The organism is Lysinibacillus sp. EB106-09-02-XG168 (assembly GCF_058791475.1).
The window spans coordinates 2142016-2156711 of sequence record NZ_JBYTDN010000003.1; the positions used below are offsets into that span (position 1 = coordinate 2142016).

At 34.2% G+C, this 14696-nt stretch carries 19 protein-coding genes and 2 pseudogenes; 16 read left to right on the forward strand and 5 right to left on the reverse strand.

The window, feature by feature from the left end:
- The first annotated feature begins 41 nt into the window (after positions 1-41).
- The 3 genes and pseudogenes from AC3WSO_RS11280 to AC3WSO_RS11290 all read left to right on the forward strand — a co-directional run bounded on the left by AC3WSO_RS11280 (position 42) and on the right by AC3WSO_RS11290 (position 1218).
- Positions 42-354 (forward strand): annotated as a pseudogene (locus AC3WSO_RS11280) (cytochrome C biogenesis protein).
- A 204-nt stretch (positions 355-558) separates the two neighbouring features.
- Positions 559-792 (forward strand): DUF3953 domain-containing protein, encoded by a 234-nt coding sequence (locus tag AC3WSO_RS11285; RefSeq protein ID WP_492530812.1) that lies wholly within the window; start codon positions 559-561, stop codon positions 790-792.
- 189 nt (positions 793-981) lie between these two features.
- Positions 982-1218 carry a hypothetical protein gene (locus tag AC3WSO_RS11290; protein WP_492530814.1) on the forward strand — a complete coding sequence of 79 codons (237 nt, stop codon included), beginning with the start codon at positions 982-984 and terminating at the stop codon, positions 1216-1218.
- Positions 1219-2567: 1349 nt separating this feature from the next.
- On the opposite strand, the gene AC3WSO_RS11295 is transcribed toward AC3WSO_RS11290, so the two are convergent.
- On the reverse strand, positions 2568-2984 hold the full coding sequence (locus tag AC3WSO_RS11295; RefSeq protein WP_492530815.1) for a YjdF family protein: 417 nt from the start codon (positions 2982-2984) through the stop codon (positions 2568-2570).
- Between the two features lie 264 nt (positions 2985-3248).
- A complete protein-coding gene (locus tag AC3WSO_RS11300) occupies positions 3249-3515 on the reverse strand; it encodes a hypothetical protein (RefSeq protein WP_492530817.1) in 267 nt (88 codons plus the stop codon).
- 151 nt (positions 3516-3666) lie between these two features.
- On the opposite strand from AC3WSO_RS11300, the gene AC3WSO_RS11305 reads away from it, so the two are divergent.
- Entirely contained in the window at positions 3667-3798 is a 132-nt protein-coding gene (locus tag AC3WSO_RS11305) for a hypothetical protein (protein ID WP_492530818.1), read from the forward strand.
- A gap of 427 nt (positions 3799-4225) precedes the next feature.
- On the opposite strand, the gene AC3WSO_RS11310 is transcribed toward AC3WSO_RS11305, so the two are convergent.
- The 3 genes from AC3WSO_RS11310 to AC3WSO_RS11320 all read right to left on the reverse strand — a co-directional run bounded on the left by AC3WSO_RS11310 (position 4226) and on the right by AC3WSO_RS11320 (position 5850).
- A complete protein-coding gene (locus AC3WSO_RS11310) occupies positions 4226-4546 on the reverse strand; it encodes a DUF4183 domain-containing protein (protein ID WP_492530820.1) in 321 nt (106 codons plus the stop codon).
- Positions 4547-4596: 50 nt separating this feature from the next.
- Positions 4597-5016 (reverse strand): DUF4183 domain-containing protein, encoded by a 420-nt coding sequence (locus AC3WSO_RS11315; RefSeq protein ID WP_492530822.1) that lies wholly within the window; start codon positions 5014-5016, stop codon positions 4597-4599.
- A gap of 555 nt (positions 5017-5571) precedes the next feature.
- The gene (locus AC3WSO_RS11320; RefSeq protein ID WP_492530823.1) at positions 5572-5850 is read right to left on the reverse strand and encodes a hypothetical protein; all 279 of its coding nucleotides are present in this window, start codon (positions 5848-5850) and stop codon (positions 5572-5574) included.
- A gap of 379 nt (positions 5851-6229) precedes the next feature.
- On the opposite strand from AC3WSO_RS11320, the gene AC3WSO_RS11325 reads away from it, so the two are divergent.
- From AC3WSO_RS11325 to AC3WSO_RS11380, 12 genes and pseudogenes are all read left to right on the forward strand, one after another.
- A complete protein-coding gene (locus AC3WSO_RS11325) occupies positions 6230-6571 on the forward strand; it encodes a YhjD family protein (RefSeq protein ID WP_492530825.1) in 342 nt (113 codons plus the stop codon).
- 17 nt (positions 6572-6588) lie between these two features.
- Complete coding sequence (locus AC3WSO_RS11330; RefSeq protein WP_492530827.1) at positions 6589-6855, forward strand: hypothetical protein; 267 nt, start codon at positions 6589-6591, stop codon at positions 6853-6855.
- Between the two features lie 441 nt (positions 6856-7296).
- Positions 7297-7728 (forward strand): BrxA/BrxB family bacilliredoxin, encoded by a 432-nt coding sequence (locus tag AC3WSO_RS11335; RefSeq protein WP_492530829.1) that lies wholly within the window; start codon positions 7297-7299, stop codon positions 7726-7728.
- The gene (locus AC3WSO_RS11340) at positions 7716-8519 is read left to right on the forward strand and encodes a class I SAM-dependent methyltransferase (RefSeq protein WP_492530830.1); all 804 of its coding nucleotides are present in this window, start codon (positions 7716-7718) and stop codon (positions 8517-8519) included. Before AC3WSO_RS11335 ends, AC3WSO_RS11340 begins: the two co-directional genes overlap by 13 nt.
- Before the next feature lie 181 nt (positions 8520-8700).
- A complete protein-coding gene (locus tag AC3WSO_RS11345) occupies positions 8701-9210 on the forward strand; it encodes a hypothetical protein (RefSeq protein WP_492530831.1) in 510 nt (169 codons plus the stop codon).
- Between the two features lie 122 nt (positions 9211-9332).
- Positions 9333-10094, forward strand: a complete 762-nt coding sequence (locus AC3WSO_RS11350; protein ID WP_492530833.1) for an ANT(4')-I family aminoglycoside nucleotidyltransferase — start codon at positions 9333-9335, stop codon at positions 10092-10094.
- A gap of 810 nt (positions 10095-10904) precedes the next feature.
- A pseudogene (locus AC3WSO_RS11355) lies at positions 10905-11323 on the forward strand (AroM family protein).
- Positions 11324-11427: 104 nt separating this feature from the next.
- On the forward strand, positions 11428-12207 hold the full coding sequence (locus AC3WSO_RS11360) for a hypothetical protein (protein ID WP_492530835.1): 780 nt from the start codon (positions 11428-11430) through the stop codon (positions 12205-12207).
- Between the two features lie 308 nt (positions 12208-12515).
- Positions 12516-12722: a hypothetical protein gene (locus tag AC3WSO_RS11365; RefSeq protein ID WP_492530836.1), complete on the forward strand. Its 207-nt coding sequence runs from the start codon at positions 12516-12518 to the stop codon at positions 12720-12722.
- 312 nt (positions 12723-13034) lie between these two features.
- Positions 13035-13277 carry a hypothetical protein gene (locus tag AC3WSO_RS11370; RefSeq protein ID WP_492530837.1) on the forward strand — a complete coding sequence of 81 codons (243 nt, stop codon included), beginning with the start codon at positions 13035-13037 and terminating at the stop codon, positions 13275-13277.
- A gap of 40 nt (positions 13278-13317) precedes the next feature.
- Complete coding sequence (locus tag AC3WSO_RS11375) at positions 13318-13473, forward strand: hypothetical protein (RefSeq protein ID WP_492530839.1); 156 nt, start codon at positions 13318-13320, stop codon at positions 13471-13473.
- 553 nt (positions 13474-14026) lie between these two features.
- Positions 14027-14626: a YpjP family protein gene (locus tag AC3WSO_RS11380; RefSeq protein WP_492530841.1), complete on the forward strand. Its 600-nt coding sequence runs from the start codon at positions 14027-14029 to the stop codon at positions 14624-14626.
- Positions 14627-14696: the final 70 nt, after the last annotated feature.

Below are 14696 nucleotides of genomic sequence, written 5' to 3' on the forward strand. Positions count from 1 at the left end.
ATGTATAATTTAGGTAAATATAAAAATTATTGAGGTGCCCAATAGATATAAAAATTATAAAGGTTGAAGTCTTATTGCCAGAAGAATATATTGAACAATTAAAGAATGAGCTAAATAATTTAGGGGTTTTAACAGTCTGTAATTATGACCATGTCGTTTCTTACACTGTTAAAAAAGGAAATTGGAGGCCACTTGAAAAAGCTGTACCTTTCGCTGGAGAAATTTCATTTGGAACTGAATGTAAGTTGGAACTCAGGTGTCCGTATTCAAAAAATAGAAGAAGTAAAGAACGTTATAAATGGTATTCATCCTTATGAGGAACCTATTATGAATATATTTCCTTTATTAAACTAAAAGCCTAATTGTAGTTAGATGTAAATAGGTTACAAATTTGCCGAGTGTTACATTTGTTCTCCCATGGTAAATATTAAACCCTAAATATTAGGACAGACCGACCTGCACCCATAAACTTGTTGCATGCAAGACATACATGCTTTCCATGGCATCTTTTTTATTGAATGCAAAATAAAAATGACATTTAAAGAGGAGGGGAATAGTATGCTGAAACTTTTACAAATTGTTTTTGCAATCATAGTAATCGCTCTCTCGGCTTATGGACTAATATCACGTGATTATAATCTGAATTTTTTAATGGTATTCTTCTTGGGTTTATTCATGTTAACTCTAGGTATTGAAGAATTTCAGAGAGAAAGAAAAGTTTATGGTTGGTTACTGATGGGGCTATTTTTATTTTCAGTATATGTGTCAATTCAAAGTTTCGTATTGATCTAAATTAAGGAGTGGTATATGGAAGAAAAAATATGAAATATGAAGCAAGGGGTCGTGAAGGATAGAAACTACTTCATGTAAATTCTATTCAAAAGAGTTTAAATGAGCGGGTATAAGAAGATTTCCTTTAAAGGAATTATTCATAGACGAATTATAATAAATTACCAAAACAGGATAAGGAAGTGGGAATTTTTGAAAATAATTGGAGTTGTACTTTTAATTATGTCTGGTTTGATTTATACATTAGAACGTGGATATACAATGCTCTCAACAAGTATTGTTAAAGCTGGTTTTTTCGCAGGCGAAATGACTGGAGAAATTCCAGATGTAAAAATAAGTACGTTTTTTGATAATCTATTTGTTCCTCTCTTTTTTGTTTTAGGGATAAGCATACTTATCTATAGTTTTTTAAAGAAACATAAAAGTTGAAGATAAATCCTTAAGACCAGGTACTCAAGTTTGAGTCAGGACTTTTTGTTGCTTATTATTATAGGACTATAAATCAAACCACTGACCGTTACACGATAAGTCCCAAAATCACTTGAAATTCACATTTTCCCAGAAAACCTATGTCGCTGGGGAAATCGGTGATGAAGATGCAATTAAGAAGTACAAGCGATTATTGAGAAACAGACAAGCTAAAGTGCGAGAGTTTTTGAACGAGCATGATTTTGCTAGACGATACAATAAAGAACGAGTGATTAGACGGTAAAAATACGGGATTTTTATTATGGTTAAATGCTAAATGAGAACAGTTTCTGAATGATTAAAAAAGCTTAAATGTAGAAGTGAATAAAAGCTTCAATGAAAATTCATATTCAACGTTAAACAACTCTACTGTTTGTAGGATAAAATCATATAGTTGCAAATCCTTTACCATGAAGGTCGGCATATGATACATAAAATTATTGGCTTTTCGTTCTTGATATTCACGAAACAGGGGAGACATGGAGAATGGATCTCCGGTAAGTAGTAGTACATGAGACAATTCATGACAAAATTCTTGCTACTGTTGTTGTTGGCTAAGTGTTTCATCTAAGAAAATAAAAGGTTCCGCGTTAGCAAATAACGCTTGGCTAGAGTCTGGCTAATAAAAAACTTTAATCTCTATATTGACAGAAATTTCTTTGTAGTCCAGAAGACTAGGTGTGAAAATTCCCATTTAAAAATCAAAGGATGGAGATGCATTACTTGGATGCATTGTAGGTATAATGCATGAACAGTAGCAATGAAGTTAAACAGCGTAGAGCATGGCTAATCAATCAACAGGACCACATAGCTTTTCTCGAATGTGAAGGGTGTCCAAAACGAAAAGCTTATGATCCTACCAAGAAATTCAGATGATGCAAGACTTATAGGCAACTACGGAGCATTGCGAAAGAGCTTGAGCAGATTAGTCGTTTGCGTAGGTGGAGTAAGTGAATTCAAAAGATTTTGTTCAGTAAAAAAAGATGGGATTTCCCATCTATGCATACTACTTATCTAGATTGTTGTATATATTCCTTAGAATTTCGTTTTGTTCCTCCTGCAAGCAGTTTTGTTTCTCGCGTAAGTTGTTTTGTTCTTCTTGCAAGTTAATGAGTTTAAACAAAAACCAAATTACAAATATAAAAAATAATATTACAAGCATTATTCTAATAAAACCCCTTTTTCTTGATTATACCATAAATTGTAATGTGATTAAGAAAGAGGGGAATGACAATCGTGTCAAAAAGAAAATGTGCAGTAATCAAATAATAAAAAAACTGACAACTAATGTTGTCAGTAAAAAGAATGAATTACCTACCTTTATGTTTATTTTTAGACTTTTGAACTTTGATATTTCTAATATATTCTTTACGTTCTTCTTTTAGTCGTTTGCAGGTAACAGATTTTTCTTTTTTTCTAAGATCCATTTCAGCTTTAATCGCTTCTTCAGCTTTAGTAGAAATACTAGTTTTTTTAAGTTCTTTCGCTACTTTTCTTTGAAGCCTTTTAGGGTTGATTTTTTTAACTTTATTTTGTTGGATAGGTATTCCGCTATGGTTATCATTATTTTTGATAAAATCCGACAAATTCGTATTTACAAAATCATAGACTTCTTGATCTTTAGGTTCTTTTCCAAAAATATACCGGTATGCTTTGTATTTATTTTCGAAAATGTTTTCTATTAGCCCTATATAAAATTGTCCATCATAGCAAATGGTTAGTTTCATAGTAGGTCCCTCCTTAAAATTAAACTCGAATGATGGACATCCCAAGGAGGGGAAGGTTATTGACATCAAAATTATGATGCATCCGGACTACCAACCGAATCGTATTTTTTCATTCAAGTATGTATTATAAACGATATAGCAATTTTTGTAATGAAAAATTTGGATATTAATTAATTGACTTGAAATTGATATAAAATAGAAAATCTCATTAATGAAAAATAAGAGGATTGTGTCTGATAAATTTTGTGTATTAGGGAAAGAGGTTCATTTTCTTAAGTATTTAAGTTTATTTAGTTCCTTTGTTAAATATTGAACTTGCTTTTCTAATTCATCTATTTTATTTGAGTAGCTATTATTGTTGGTATTTGATTGTTGGGATTGAGCTTCCTCTAAAGCCATCATTGCTGCTATAGTAGATAGGCCGTCACCTAATGTAGTAATTAGTCCAGCAATTACAGCAAGCTTAGCGGCATCATTTTCGCCATTCGATAAAAGGTCATTAATATTAAAATTATCTTTACGTTTACTCAAATGTTAACCTCCCTAAATTAATCAGTACTATATCTTATTCTGTATCCTATTTTAAAATTCGGGTGTTTAAACCAAAATGTTCGGTAACAAAAGGGGGAAAAAATGAAAGTTCCTTTTTTAGTCGGAATGAATGGACAAGATGCTAAGTAAAATGACATTTATACTTGAAAAATTAGGAATTGATAAAAATCTAACAGGCGAAGAACTCCAAGAGGCTGTTGCTGAGAGTTATAACGAATGGGCTTGGGAACAGCTATACGGTGGTTTTGACTTTGTAGATTAATGAACAAAAAAGCCGCAGCGTTTGCAGACGCTACAGCTAAGAATTGGTTTATGCCCTTTGATGGCGCATAAAAACATTAGTATACCATAGGGGAAAAGGGGATAGCTAATGCAATAACAACTTGGGGCGATGCCATGCAACAGGTTGCTATCCCAAAACTAATGTATGTAATGGGATTAAAAAACATTTATAACACTTTAAAAATGTGAGAAGAGGACGAGAAAAAGGGCCATCTCCTTGGGAGAAAATGGATAAAGCGGTAATGTAAAGAACTAGAGAAGGGATTATTATATAATGCTTTCTCTATAAATCTATATAGGATTGGAGGGTCACTTGGGATAAAAGTGACCCTAAAGTACCAAAATAGAAGAAAGGATAGAAAGTTTACACTATTAAAACTTATGATTTGGTTGTTAATTATTAGTCATTAAGTTTGTGTAACTAATTCTACAGCTTCTACTACTAATGGAGTTCCGGCTGAAATTGTGCCTGTAACACCGTTAAAGGTTAACTCTGTTGCAGAAATTGTATACGATCCACCTTCTTGTAATACACCGTTAATATAGAAATTATAGTAGCCGTGAGTTACTACTGGAAAAGCAGTCGCAGCAGTCCCACTATCATCTAGAAAGGCAGTTGCAGGGACTGTAGTACCGTCAGCAACTGTTAAATTTGCTGCTAACACATCAAAAAATCTTGTGGAAGTACCATTAACGTTTACATGAATATTAATAATGGAAAGTGCCATTTTTTTCACCTCCTTTCAAGTGAAAAAGAATAATTCGGAAGATTTTTAAATCACATTTGTTGGAATCCCAATGATTCAATAATGATTGGAGTTCCAGCAAAAATTGTTGTATTAAATGGATTAAGGGTTAACGAATCTGAGGTTACTTTATATGCACCTCCCTCTTGCATCACTGCATTAATGTAAAGATTGACATAACCATTGGGTTTAAAAAGTTTGAATTCTGATACTGAATTGCCATTATCATCTGTAAATAAATTAGCTGGAAGGGTTACTCCGTTTGTTAAATCAATATCTTCTGTAACAATATAGAAATATCGGTTTATCGTTGGAATAATAGTTCCTTCAGGGATAACAACTGGAGGAGGTTGAATAGAACATATGTCAACAGCTTTTATACGGGGCAAAAAAAATCGGTTATTTTCACAACAACTATCACAAATCAAATTTTGTGGGTCCATTTTTTTCATTATTTGTCACCTCCATTTCGTAATATGTTGGTAACCCCGTAAATTATAGGCGTTTGTACTAAGAAAGCTGTTCATGCACTAATATTTTATGATTTAATGTTGGAAGGTGATTGGTAATATGTCTATTAAAGAGAATTAGATAATATTTTTAATGAAAAGATGGGATTTTTTAAATACCTAACATCAAATGAAAGCTATGAAATTGAAGTAGATGGAGAGATAGTACTGAATAATTTGAGGGTTAAACGAAAATAGAGCGATTAAAACATCGCTCAAAAAAACTCAGAATATCCTAAATTCATTGGCACAACCCAAACGTAAAAAGTAGCTAATGCCACACAAACTAAAAGGGATTTATAAATTTTGCTGGGGAGTAGTTTTTCAAAGATTGACTAAAAAACAACAATACATCCAATTTCAACTGCCATTAGTATTATTACTGGCAGTATGATATGTAACATACTTAATCCACTAGACGCAAAAGCTTTTAATAAGCACATACAATTACCTCATTACCACGATTAAAATTTTACATAACCCTCATCGCTGTCTATGTCAAGAAAATAAAATTCCTGAACTCCATGTTCTTCCTGAAAATATTTCTTTATCATTTCTATATCTTCTCCAAAAAAGGGTAAGGACTAGAAAAAAAGAGATTTTATATTTTAATTCTTCATATATTTTTCCATTAAATATTTCATCGTTAAACTGAATATCAATATTGTGACCACTATAGGCTATGTCATGTGTTCCATCTTCTTTCAGCCCACATTTGTCTTCAAACGGGATAAACTTAATTTTATAAGTTCTTTCATTTATAGTTAGTGTTTCCATGTTGCGTTAACTCCTTTGTGAAATTATGTACATATTGCATTTTAATAGAAATTTTTAATCAAGTACATGAAAATTTTACTGCTTGTAAAAGAGAACGTTTGTGCGTAAAATAAAGAAGGGAACAAAAGTTCTTTTTTGAAAGGTGGAACTGGTATGAAAGAACAACTGATAAAAGAAATGCAACGTAATCAATTTTTAAATATGATGTACTTATGTACTTAGCTAAAGACGGCAAAGTCTCTAAAAGGCGTATAAAAGTCATTAAAATTGTTGGTAATTCGTTTCAAGCTTACTGTTTCAGTAAACAGGCAAAGCGTACATTTATGATTGATAGTGTGTTGGCAGTTGTTCCAATCGTCCACAAGGAGCGCTCGGTAGTATGATAAGTTTTGAACAAAGGAGACTAATGCACAAATATGTGGTTTATGATATGGCTGTTCAGTCGTTACAGCGTGATTATAAAGTGATTGAAAACCTTAAATTGAGCAAAGTATATTTGCCAATCCTTGATAAGCTTTTAGACGACATTTCACAAGAATGTTACAACTCTAAAAGGCTGTTGGCCAAAGATAAAATTAGAGTCGTGAAGTGGGTAAAGGTCGATGAAAACTTTAGTGATTTAATTATCGCCACCGCTGGCGAGGATCAAGTATTTACTTATGCTAATATGGCACTTAAAACGCAGGTTGAAAATTTATTATTAAGTCACCAAAATAAATGACCAGGCGCTCATGAAATGTGAGTACCTGGTCATTATTATTTATAAAAGCCTCTCTAAATTGGAGTGATGGCAGCAACGGTGATTTGCTTGGGAAGGTTAAAGAAAACTGGAATTCTATTTATTCAGCAATTAAGTCACCGATAACCAAAGCAAAGGATGCTGTAAAAAAAGCAATCGATGCTATAAAGGGATTCTTTAAATTTGAAGATAGCTTAATGGCTATTCTTGGTTTATTTTGTGTTCTGTTCTGTATTTTTATTGGTAGTGAAATTATTCATAAGTAATACAATTAAAATAACTAAGCCTTTTAACATTGTGCTTAAAATACCAGGTTCCATCAATTGATTCAACGTTATACTGAAGCCGATTATTATGACTACACCCAGAATGGTCTTTATCCATGGATTCATTTTGTTACCTCTTTTGTATGTATTTATTTACATTTTATTGGAGTAAAACGATAAAGTAAATGGAAAATCTTTATAAAAAATATGGATGTAATGTAATTAAAAACAGTAGAATAAATAATAATAAAACCCATTTTTTAAGTGTGTAACAAGTGTTTAACAAACCAAGCCTCGTTACACAAAAAAGTCACTAAAATCACGAAAAAGTCACATTTCCCCCGAAAACGCATGAAATCGGGCAAAAGGCAAGTCTTTGTACATTCGTGAAAAACCTTGCTATAATAACATTTGCGAATACATATGAAAGAGGGTAAAAGCATGAACGCTTACGATGAATATATGAAACAGGTAGTGAAGCCAATGCGCGAGGAGTTAGTGGAGGCTGGATTTACGGAGCTTACGACGGCTGATGCGGTAAATGAATTTATGGCAGATGCGAAGGGGACTTCGTTGGTTGTGATTAACTCGGTTTGTGGATGTGCGGCTGGATTGGCGCGTCCCGCTGCTCGTGAGGCAGTGGAGGCAGTTAAGCCTGATCATCTTGTGACTGTATTTGCTGGACAGGATCCTGAAGCAACTGTAGCGATGCGTGGATTTTTTGAGGATGTGCCACCAAGTTCACCTTCGATGGCGATTTTAAAGGATGGGGAATTGGCATACTTTATTCCACGTGAACAAATTGAAGGGTTCCCTGTGGAGCAAATTGTTACACATTTAACAGGTGTTTTAGAGCAAACATGCGAGAAATAAAAACTATTGTTACGACAGCGGGCAGACCAGACGATTTATCGTTGGCGCTCGCTGCTTTTGCGTGTGAACAATTACATGCTTCGTTTGAGCCAAGAAAAAAGCGTTCTGTTCGAAAGATTTCTCAGGAATTGCATGCACATGTGATTGTCGCTGGAAAAAATCGTTTTGAGTATTATGCTCTTGGTGCCAATGAACCGTTTTTCTTCCATCCGAATTCAGCGGCCTTTCGCTTAAAGCGTGTTGCTCGTGGGGAAGCGGAGCCGTTTTTAGAAGCGGCACAGCTTGAAAAGGGAGATGCAGTGCTAGATTGTACATTGGGACTTGCTGCTGACGCTATGCTGGCAGCTTATACAGTTGGCGAGGCGGGACAAGTCGTTGGGCTTGAAGCGAATCCGAATGTAGCATTTATTGTTGAGCAAGGGATGAAATCCTACGATACGACTGAGCTGCCATTAACTGCATGTATGCGCCATATAGATGTGGTGCAGACTGAGGCGATTAATTATTTGAAAACGTTGCCGGACAATACGTTTGATGTCGTCTATATGGATCCGATGTTTGAAGAAATTATTGAAGAAGCCAATAATTTTGAAGCACTACGCATAGCTGGGGAACATGTGACATTAACGGAAGAATGGGTAAAGGAAGCGTATCGCGTGGCGAGAAAACGGGTAGTGTTAAAGGCTCATTTTCGCTCAGAATGGTTTGCTAAATACAGATTTCAGCAGTTAACAAGAACAACTGCGAAGTTTCATTATGGTGTTCTGGATGTTGAACGAAGTAAATATTAAGCGTTTTAAGAGGCTTGTTCATTGTGAACGGCCTCTATTTTTATCTAAAATATGGTAATATATAGTAGTGTTAGATTGTTTGTTTTTGGGGTTGGCAAGTATCAGGATTGCGAAAATGCAGTAGAGGTATAAAGAATTTACAAATCTTTGTGCGTTAAAATCAAATTTGAGGGGGATGTGTATGAATCAAATAGAGGGAGAAATCGAGCTATTTTTGAAAAATCCATTAGCGGAAGAAGAAAGCTTTTGGGATAGCGAAGCATTAGTATGGGTGGATTGGAAAGATTTTGACGAATCTATCGTGGATTATTTTAACGAATACTTACTTGAAGAAGATAAAATAAATGTTGAACTAGTTGAAATTGATAAGCCAAGGTGTGTTGATATTTTCTTAATAAAAGATGAAGTGAAGAAAGCAATCCCGTATGATGAAGAAAGAACGGATAGGGATACAACTTTGAAAGCTGTGCAGGACTTTATTGCTCCGAAATATCATATCCGCTGGTACATGGATTCACTTGGCGGAGATACGTTGGCTTTTTGTGTGCTACCGACTGAAAGGTGGTTGCGGTTAGAGAAATTATATGGGGAAGAAAAAGTTACATATTATTTTGCGCCTCTATCACATGACTCGGTTATGTTTGGCATGGATATAGACGAAATTTCGGATTTGTTGGAAAAAAGAATGTAGAATGTTAATTAAGGAAAGGGGATTTTGCACATGACGGCAGATAAAATTCCTCGTTAAGCTCGTGGTCCTCCACGGCCAATTATATAGCTCAATTTAATAATTTATTCACAAGGAGAGAAAATATGATTGGTCCGAAAAAAATAACGAGAGAAGAAAGAATGAAAATTGCTTATTCAATTGCCAACCAAGTTTTAGAAAGATATGGTTCGAAGGTGCAAGCGATTGGGATTTACGGATCATTAGCCCGAAAAACAGATGGACCATTTTCAGATATAGAAATTAAATGTATTTTAAACGCTTTAGATGAAGACTTTTGCTATGAATGGACAGCCGGAGATTGGAAAGCAGAAGTGAACTTTGAAAGCGCAGAACATATAATTGAAGAAGCAACTACAGTTGACGAAAGATGGCCACTGACCCATGGACAATTTTTCAATATTTTACCTATTTATGACCCGAATGATTTTTTTACTGAACTAAAAGTAAAAGCTAGCTCAATAGATAGCTCGATATTTAAAGAAGCGATCTGTCGAACTTTAGTAGAAGAAATGTATGAGTATATTGGTAAAATGAGAAATATTGGATTGCAGGGTCCGCTAACATTTTTACCGATTTTGGCGATGGAAATTGCCATTGCAGGTGCGATGATTTTAGGATTACACAATAAACAATTTTTCACAACTTCTGCTCAAGTATTACCTGAAGCACTGTCGTTTACAGATAAGCCTGAGGGATTTGAGGTTCTTTGTGAGTTGGTGATGTCCGGTAATCTCTCTGACGCACAACAAATTATTGTGATTTGCGAAAACTATTGGGATTCTTTACTAGAGTGGTATGCTCAACATGGGTATCAAATTGAATGTTCAAAGGTTATACCTTGGTAACTTGAAATGAAATCTTTACTTTTAAAAAACTATATGCTATAATATGAATCGTGCTATTTTAGGTGGCATATTTACGTAATCTGGAATTCTACTTTTGTTTTTGAAGATACTTATTCACACTGGCGCATGCTTTGGGGCTGCAAGGACGCAAAAGAAGGTTGGGTTTGCGTTGCTTAAGTTAGAAAGCACACAGTGGAATTTTACCGCGGTGATGAAACAACTACGTTTCAATATAATATTCCCCAGATGATTGGGTTGAGACTTTACAATTTACGAAACATGTTACCTATTAAATACTAAAGGGGTGGCTTCGCAGTAGCGAGGCTGCCCCTTGTCTAATTTATTGGGAAGGTCATTTCTGAAGCTGTGGATAGGAAAGGCCAAAGTCGTGGATAGAACAGTCAAAGTGATGGATATAAAGCCCGGAGTCGTGGATAGAACAGTCAAAGTGATGGATAGAAAGGCCGGAGTCGTGGATAGAACAGTCAAAGTGATGGATAGAAAGGCCAAAGTCGTGGATAGAACAGTCAAAGTGATGGATAGGAAAGGCCAAAATCGTGGATAGAATCGTCGAACAAATAGATTGAAGGGCTTTTTGCACATTTAAATTCAGAATTTTTTAATTTTTTTCGCTAAGATACTGTCTAATTGTGGAGGAATAGCTATGATGTTAAAACACCATACGAACGGCTTTTTGAGGATGCAGCTAAGTTTTCCGATAAAGATGAATGTAACCTTCTAAATAAATTTTACGGTTCAATGATATATTTTCAAACTTTAGGGGTGACTACAAATGAATAAAGTTGGTTTTTGACGATCGGACAATCATCTCGTTCAGATATTATACCGACATTTACAGAAATATTTAATAAAGATACTAAAATTGTTGAAAGAGGAGCGTTGGATTCCTTAAACGAGGCGGAATTACTAACAGTTTTAGCGAGAAATGAAAAGAACACAACTTTCTCTCGATTACGGGATGGCAGATCCATAATAATTGATAGAAGAAAACTACTCCGTTGTTACAAATGGAATTATCAAAGTTAGAACAAGAGGTGGATATGGTCATCGAATTAAGCACAGATGATTTTTCGAATTTAACATGTGAAAAGCCTATTTTTTATCCAAATCGAATCGTCACACAAATTATTAGTGCAATGACCGATCAACCGAAGCTTGGATTAATTATTCCGCTAGAAGAACAGAGTAAAGCTATGCTTAAAAGGTAAACACTCTACTTTTGTTGGGTTTTTAACATTTGTTGGTAGAATATCGGATTACTAGTATATAATACTAAGATATTATGTTTTTTATAAAATGTAGGGGGAGAATAATGAAAAAAATATTTATTGTGTTACTGGTAGCATTTGTATTTGCGGTAGTAAATCCAACAAAATCAGAAGCAAAAGTAATGTATGATGGAGCAGAAGTTGTAAAAGGGCAGACTGGAAAAATGACCTTTAAAAAAGACATCAAGGTATACAAGAAAAATTCAGATGGTACGTTTGATTCGCTGATGGTTAAGCGTAATAATTTCTTTAAAACGTATGATATTGAGAAATATGATGGAAAAACATTCTATCAAATGGGGCAATTTCGGGTACAAGCAACGGATTTGGTTGTTTTTAAAGAAGTACCAATCGATATTCGTACATCTTTCTATAACAATCCGGCATTTGTCATGATTAATCATCTTGGTGTTGAAAATCCTGGATATCCATATTCCTACATCAAATATGGTGAGAATTTAAAAGTTGGAAAACGTGAAGAGGTTTGCAATCCATCATCATTATTAGTTTCTATTGAGAAGGGAAAATTATATCGCCATTATTGTGCAGGAGATATTGAAGGAGGACCTGTAATTAATACCGGTATTCTTGATAGCACTGATATTCGAATTTTTGAAAAAATAACAAGAAATGAAGGCTCTTATATATTAACAGAAGATACAGAGCTATACAATGGTCCGATGATAACAAGATACTCTAGAAAAGAGTTGAAGGGAACGGTCTTTTATTCACCAGGAATTGAGATTAATGGTTATTTGATGGTAGGAGATAAGAATTTTGATTTTATTCCAGCAAATCTATTAAAGCCGGTTGTAGATAAGTGATAGATTATGAATTATATATAGTTCTCTTATTTATTTGATAAGGGGGCTATTTTTTATGGTTTGTTGAAATCTGCACGAAACTTTTTATCTCCAATTCCGTAGAAATAATTGGAAACAAAAAATGAGTTGTGGGTGAATAGATAATGAGAGATTTTTTAAAGGAAATTATTAAAAAAGTTAAAAGACAATTAACAAACGAACAACCATCAATTGAGAGCATTCTAGATGGAACGATAATAGATTGATTCATACCTATTTTTGATTTCATACTGTTCCCAGAAGTTTATCTTTTCTTAGCTTTTTCATTAATGTGGAAAATGATTACTTCATTACTATTGGCAGGTATGATTATTATCATAGCTTTGTTAATAGAAAAAGTTATAGAGAAAAAGACTAGTAAAGAAAAGGTTGAAGAATTAGATGAAAAATTAGCATGGTTTATTCTTTCACCAAGTGTATTCTATGGAGTAAAAGGGTTAGCCTATGGTTTTCTTTTATTCAAACCAATGTTGTAGCTAAAAGCTATCTCATTTCGAGATGGCTTTTTATTATGCAATTAACTATGAATTTTGGAAGGATGAACAATGAGTAGGTTCAATGTTAAAAGAAGTTACAAACAATTAATCGCTGAACGTAACGCTTTAAGTTACTTCATCTAGTAACGTAAGAATGCAAGATGTGAATGTAAATTAACCGATGAACAAAAGGCACAATTGAAATCTGATGAAGCATTACTTGCTGAAATAGAAAACGATATCAATAATGCTCGTGAAGTTATTGACGATGAACTACATATAACTTATCTGCACAGATGATTCAATTAGAGGTTGTACCAATTAGAGGTTGTACAAGGTGCCGTAGCTCGTTTAATGGACAGAATTGACGAGATTACTCATAAAGGTTGGGATAGAAATCCCGGAATGGCGTGTTGTGCAATCGATGAAATCCGAGATACAGTGCGTCTAATTGATATGGCATTTTTTCTGTTATACAAGGAAATGTCAGAAGAAGTAAAAACTCTTAATATTCATGCACAGCATTTGTATGATACTGTAATTGGTGAATCATAACTTCAATTTGGGCACAATGAAATAGAAAGGGGTGAATATAGTGTCAGAAAATAAAATTAAACCACCTAATATTCCAATTGAAACAAATAAACGAATGCAAGGGTTCTTTATGAAAACTTCTATACCCCGCATATTGGAAGAAGAGCAAAGACGTAAGGAAGTTGAATCTCAAAAAAATGCGAATAAAGAAAAGTAATGAAATAAGCACTTGCTACAGCAGGTGTTTTTTGTGGAAAGCAAAATAAAAAGGACTGGGGTATTATTCCCAATCCTACTTACACATTCCTATTAACATGCCCACCAAAGCGTTATTAATTAGCCCCAATTTAATGTTATTAAAGTGTTTATACGCATTGTTGATAAAAAATAAAAAGCCTACAGAATATTGATGTAGTAGGCTTTGTGGGAATTAATTATTGCTCTTTGCAAAGTAATTGTATTAGTTCGTGAAGCATAAAGATGATAAATAACCTAACATTATTAAAAGACCAATACCCATTGCGATTTCCATGTTTTGTACCTCCTTTTAAAAAAACGACACACTTATCCTGCATACTGCGAGTAAATGCCCGATTAGTATGGGGCAACAGGACGATGGTCATACAAGCGTTTTCACAGGATGTGAAGTTTTTACTTTATACATAAATATTGTACAATGAATTATAAAATTATGAAACCTTTTATAGGGCTTATGCGTATATATTAGAAATAGAATTACCAATTTGTACATAAAGAGAAGGTGTAAATTAATGAAGAAATGGATTCAAAAAAGTATCGTTATTATGGTTGCGTTTTTAACATTTGGATTAATTACGCCAACACATGAGATATGGGAAGCATTTGATCATAATCCATCAAATCGTGCCTCAATCGGACCAGCATCCGGGACAAGTACTGCAGAAGCGGCTGCTCTTCCGATAGAACAAACAGAAATACAGGAAGACCCGATTGACTATAATGCATCGCTCGTTGATGCGGCGAAAGAGCAATCCTATATGAAATTCGGCACAAAAATTGGCCCGAAAATTAGCAATGAGTTTGACACTATTATCTTCCCTAAAATGGAGGAAGCCATTGCGATGACAGTAGAAGGCCTAGACGAAGAATCATTAGCATCGTTAACAATTTCAGAAAAGCCAAGTGGAAACTATGGTGAAAAAATTTTTAATATTACTAGCAATGAAACAGGTATGGATTTAATTCGCTTCCATGTCCGCACGGAAAAAAGACCGCAGGACGGCTACTATTACAACTTCCACTACCATAGTGCCGAGGACGACTTTATGGCACACAATAATTTAGGGGATATTTATTGGGAGAAAAACACACCGCCGAAATGGTTATCCTAAAAGTCACGAAACACTCGTTTAAAATACGAGTGTTTTTTTGTTCGAAAACATTAATATAGCAACATTTTTA

Bases quoted from the DNA above. Each gene is read 5' to 3' on its own strand.
- AC3WSO_RS11305 (WP_492530818.1), top strand. From the start codon at position 3,667: ATGACATTTATACTTGAAAAATTAGGAATTGATAAAAATCTAACAGGC.
- AC3WSO_RS11295 (WP_492530815.1), bottom strand. From the start codon at position 2,984: ATGAAACTAACCATTTGCTATGATGGACAATTTTATATAGGGCTAATA.
- AC3WSO_RS11360 (WP_492530835.1), top strand. From the start codon at position 11,428: ATGAAAAAAATATTTATTGTGTTACTGGTAGCATTTGTATTTGCGGTA.
- AC3WSO_RS11320 (WP_492530823.1), bottom strand. From the start codon at position 5,850: ATGGAAACACTAACTATAAATGAAAGAACTTATAAAATTAAGTTTATC.
- AC3WSO_RS11340 (WP_492530830.1), top strand. From the start codon at position 7,716: ATGCGAGAAATAAAAACTATTGTTACGACAGCGGGCAGACCAGACGAT.
- AC3WSO_RS11325 (WP_492530825.1), top strand. From the start codon at position 6,230: ATGATAAGTTTTGAACAAAGGAGACTAATGCACAAATATGTGGTTTAT.
- AC3WSO_RS11365 (WP_492530836.1), top strand. From the start codon at position 12,516: ATGTGGAAAATGATTACTTCATTACTATTGGCAGGTATGATTATTATC.
- AC3WSO_RS11315 (WP_492530822.1), bottom strand. From the start codon at position 5,016: ATGAAAAAAATGGACCCACAAAATTTGATTTGTGATAGTTGTTGTGAA.
- AC3WSO_RS11345 (WP_492530831.1), top strand. From the start codon at position 8,701: ATGAATCAAATAGAGGGAGAAATCGAGCTATTTTTGAAAAATCCATTA.
- AC3WSO_RS11285 (WP_492530812.1), top strand. From the start codon at position 559: ATGCTGAAACTTTTACAAATTGTTTTTGCAATCATAGTAATCGCTCTC.
- AC3WSO_RS11350 (WP_492530833.1), top strand. From the start codon at position 9,333: ATGATTGGTCCGAAAAAAATAACGAGAGAAGAAAGAATGAAAATTGCT.
- AC3WSO_RS11310 (WP_492530820.1), bottom strand. From the start codon at position 4,546: ATGGCACTTTCCATTATTAATATTCATGTAAACGTTAATGGTACTTCC.
- AC3WSO_RS11335 (WP_492530829.1), top strand. From the start codon at position 7,297: ATGAACGCTTACGATGAATATATGAAACAGGTAGTGAAGCCAATGCGC.
- AC3WSO_RS11380 (WP_492530841.1), top strand. From the start codon at position 14,027: ATGAAGAAATGGATTCAAAAAAGTATCGTTATTATGGTTGCGTTTTTA.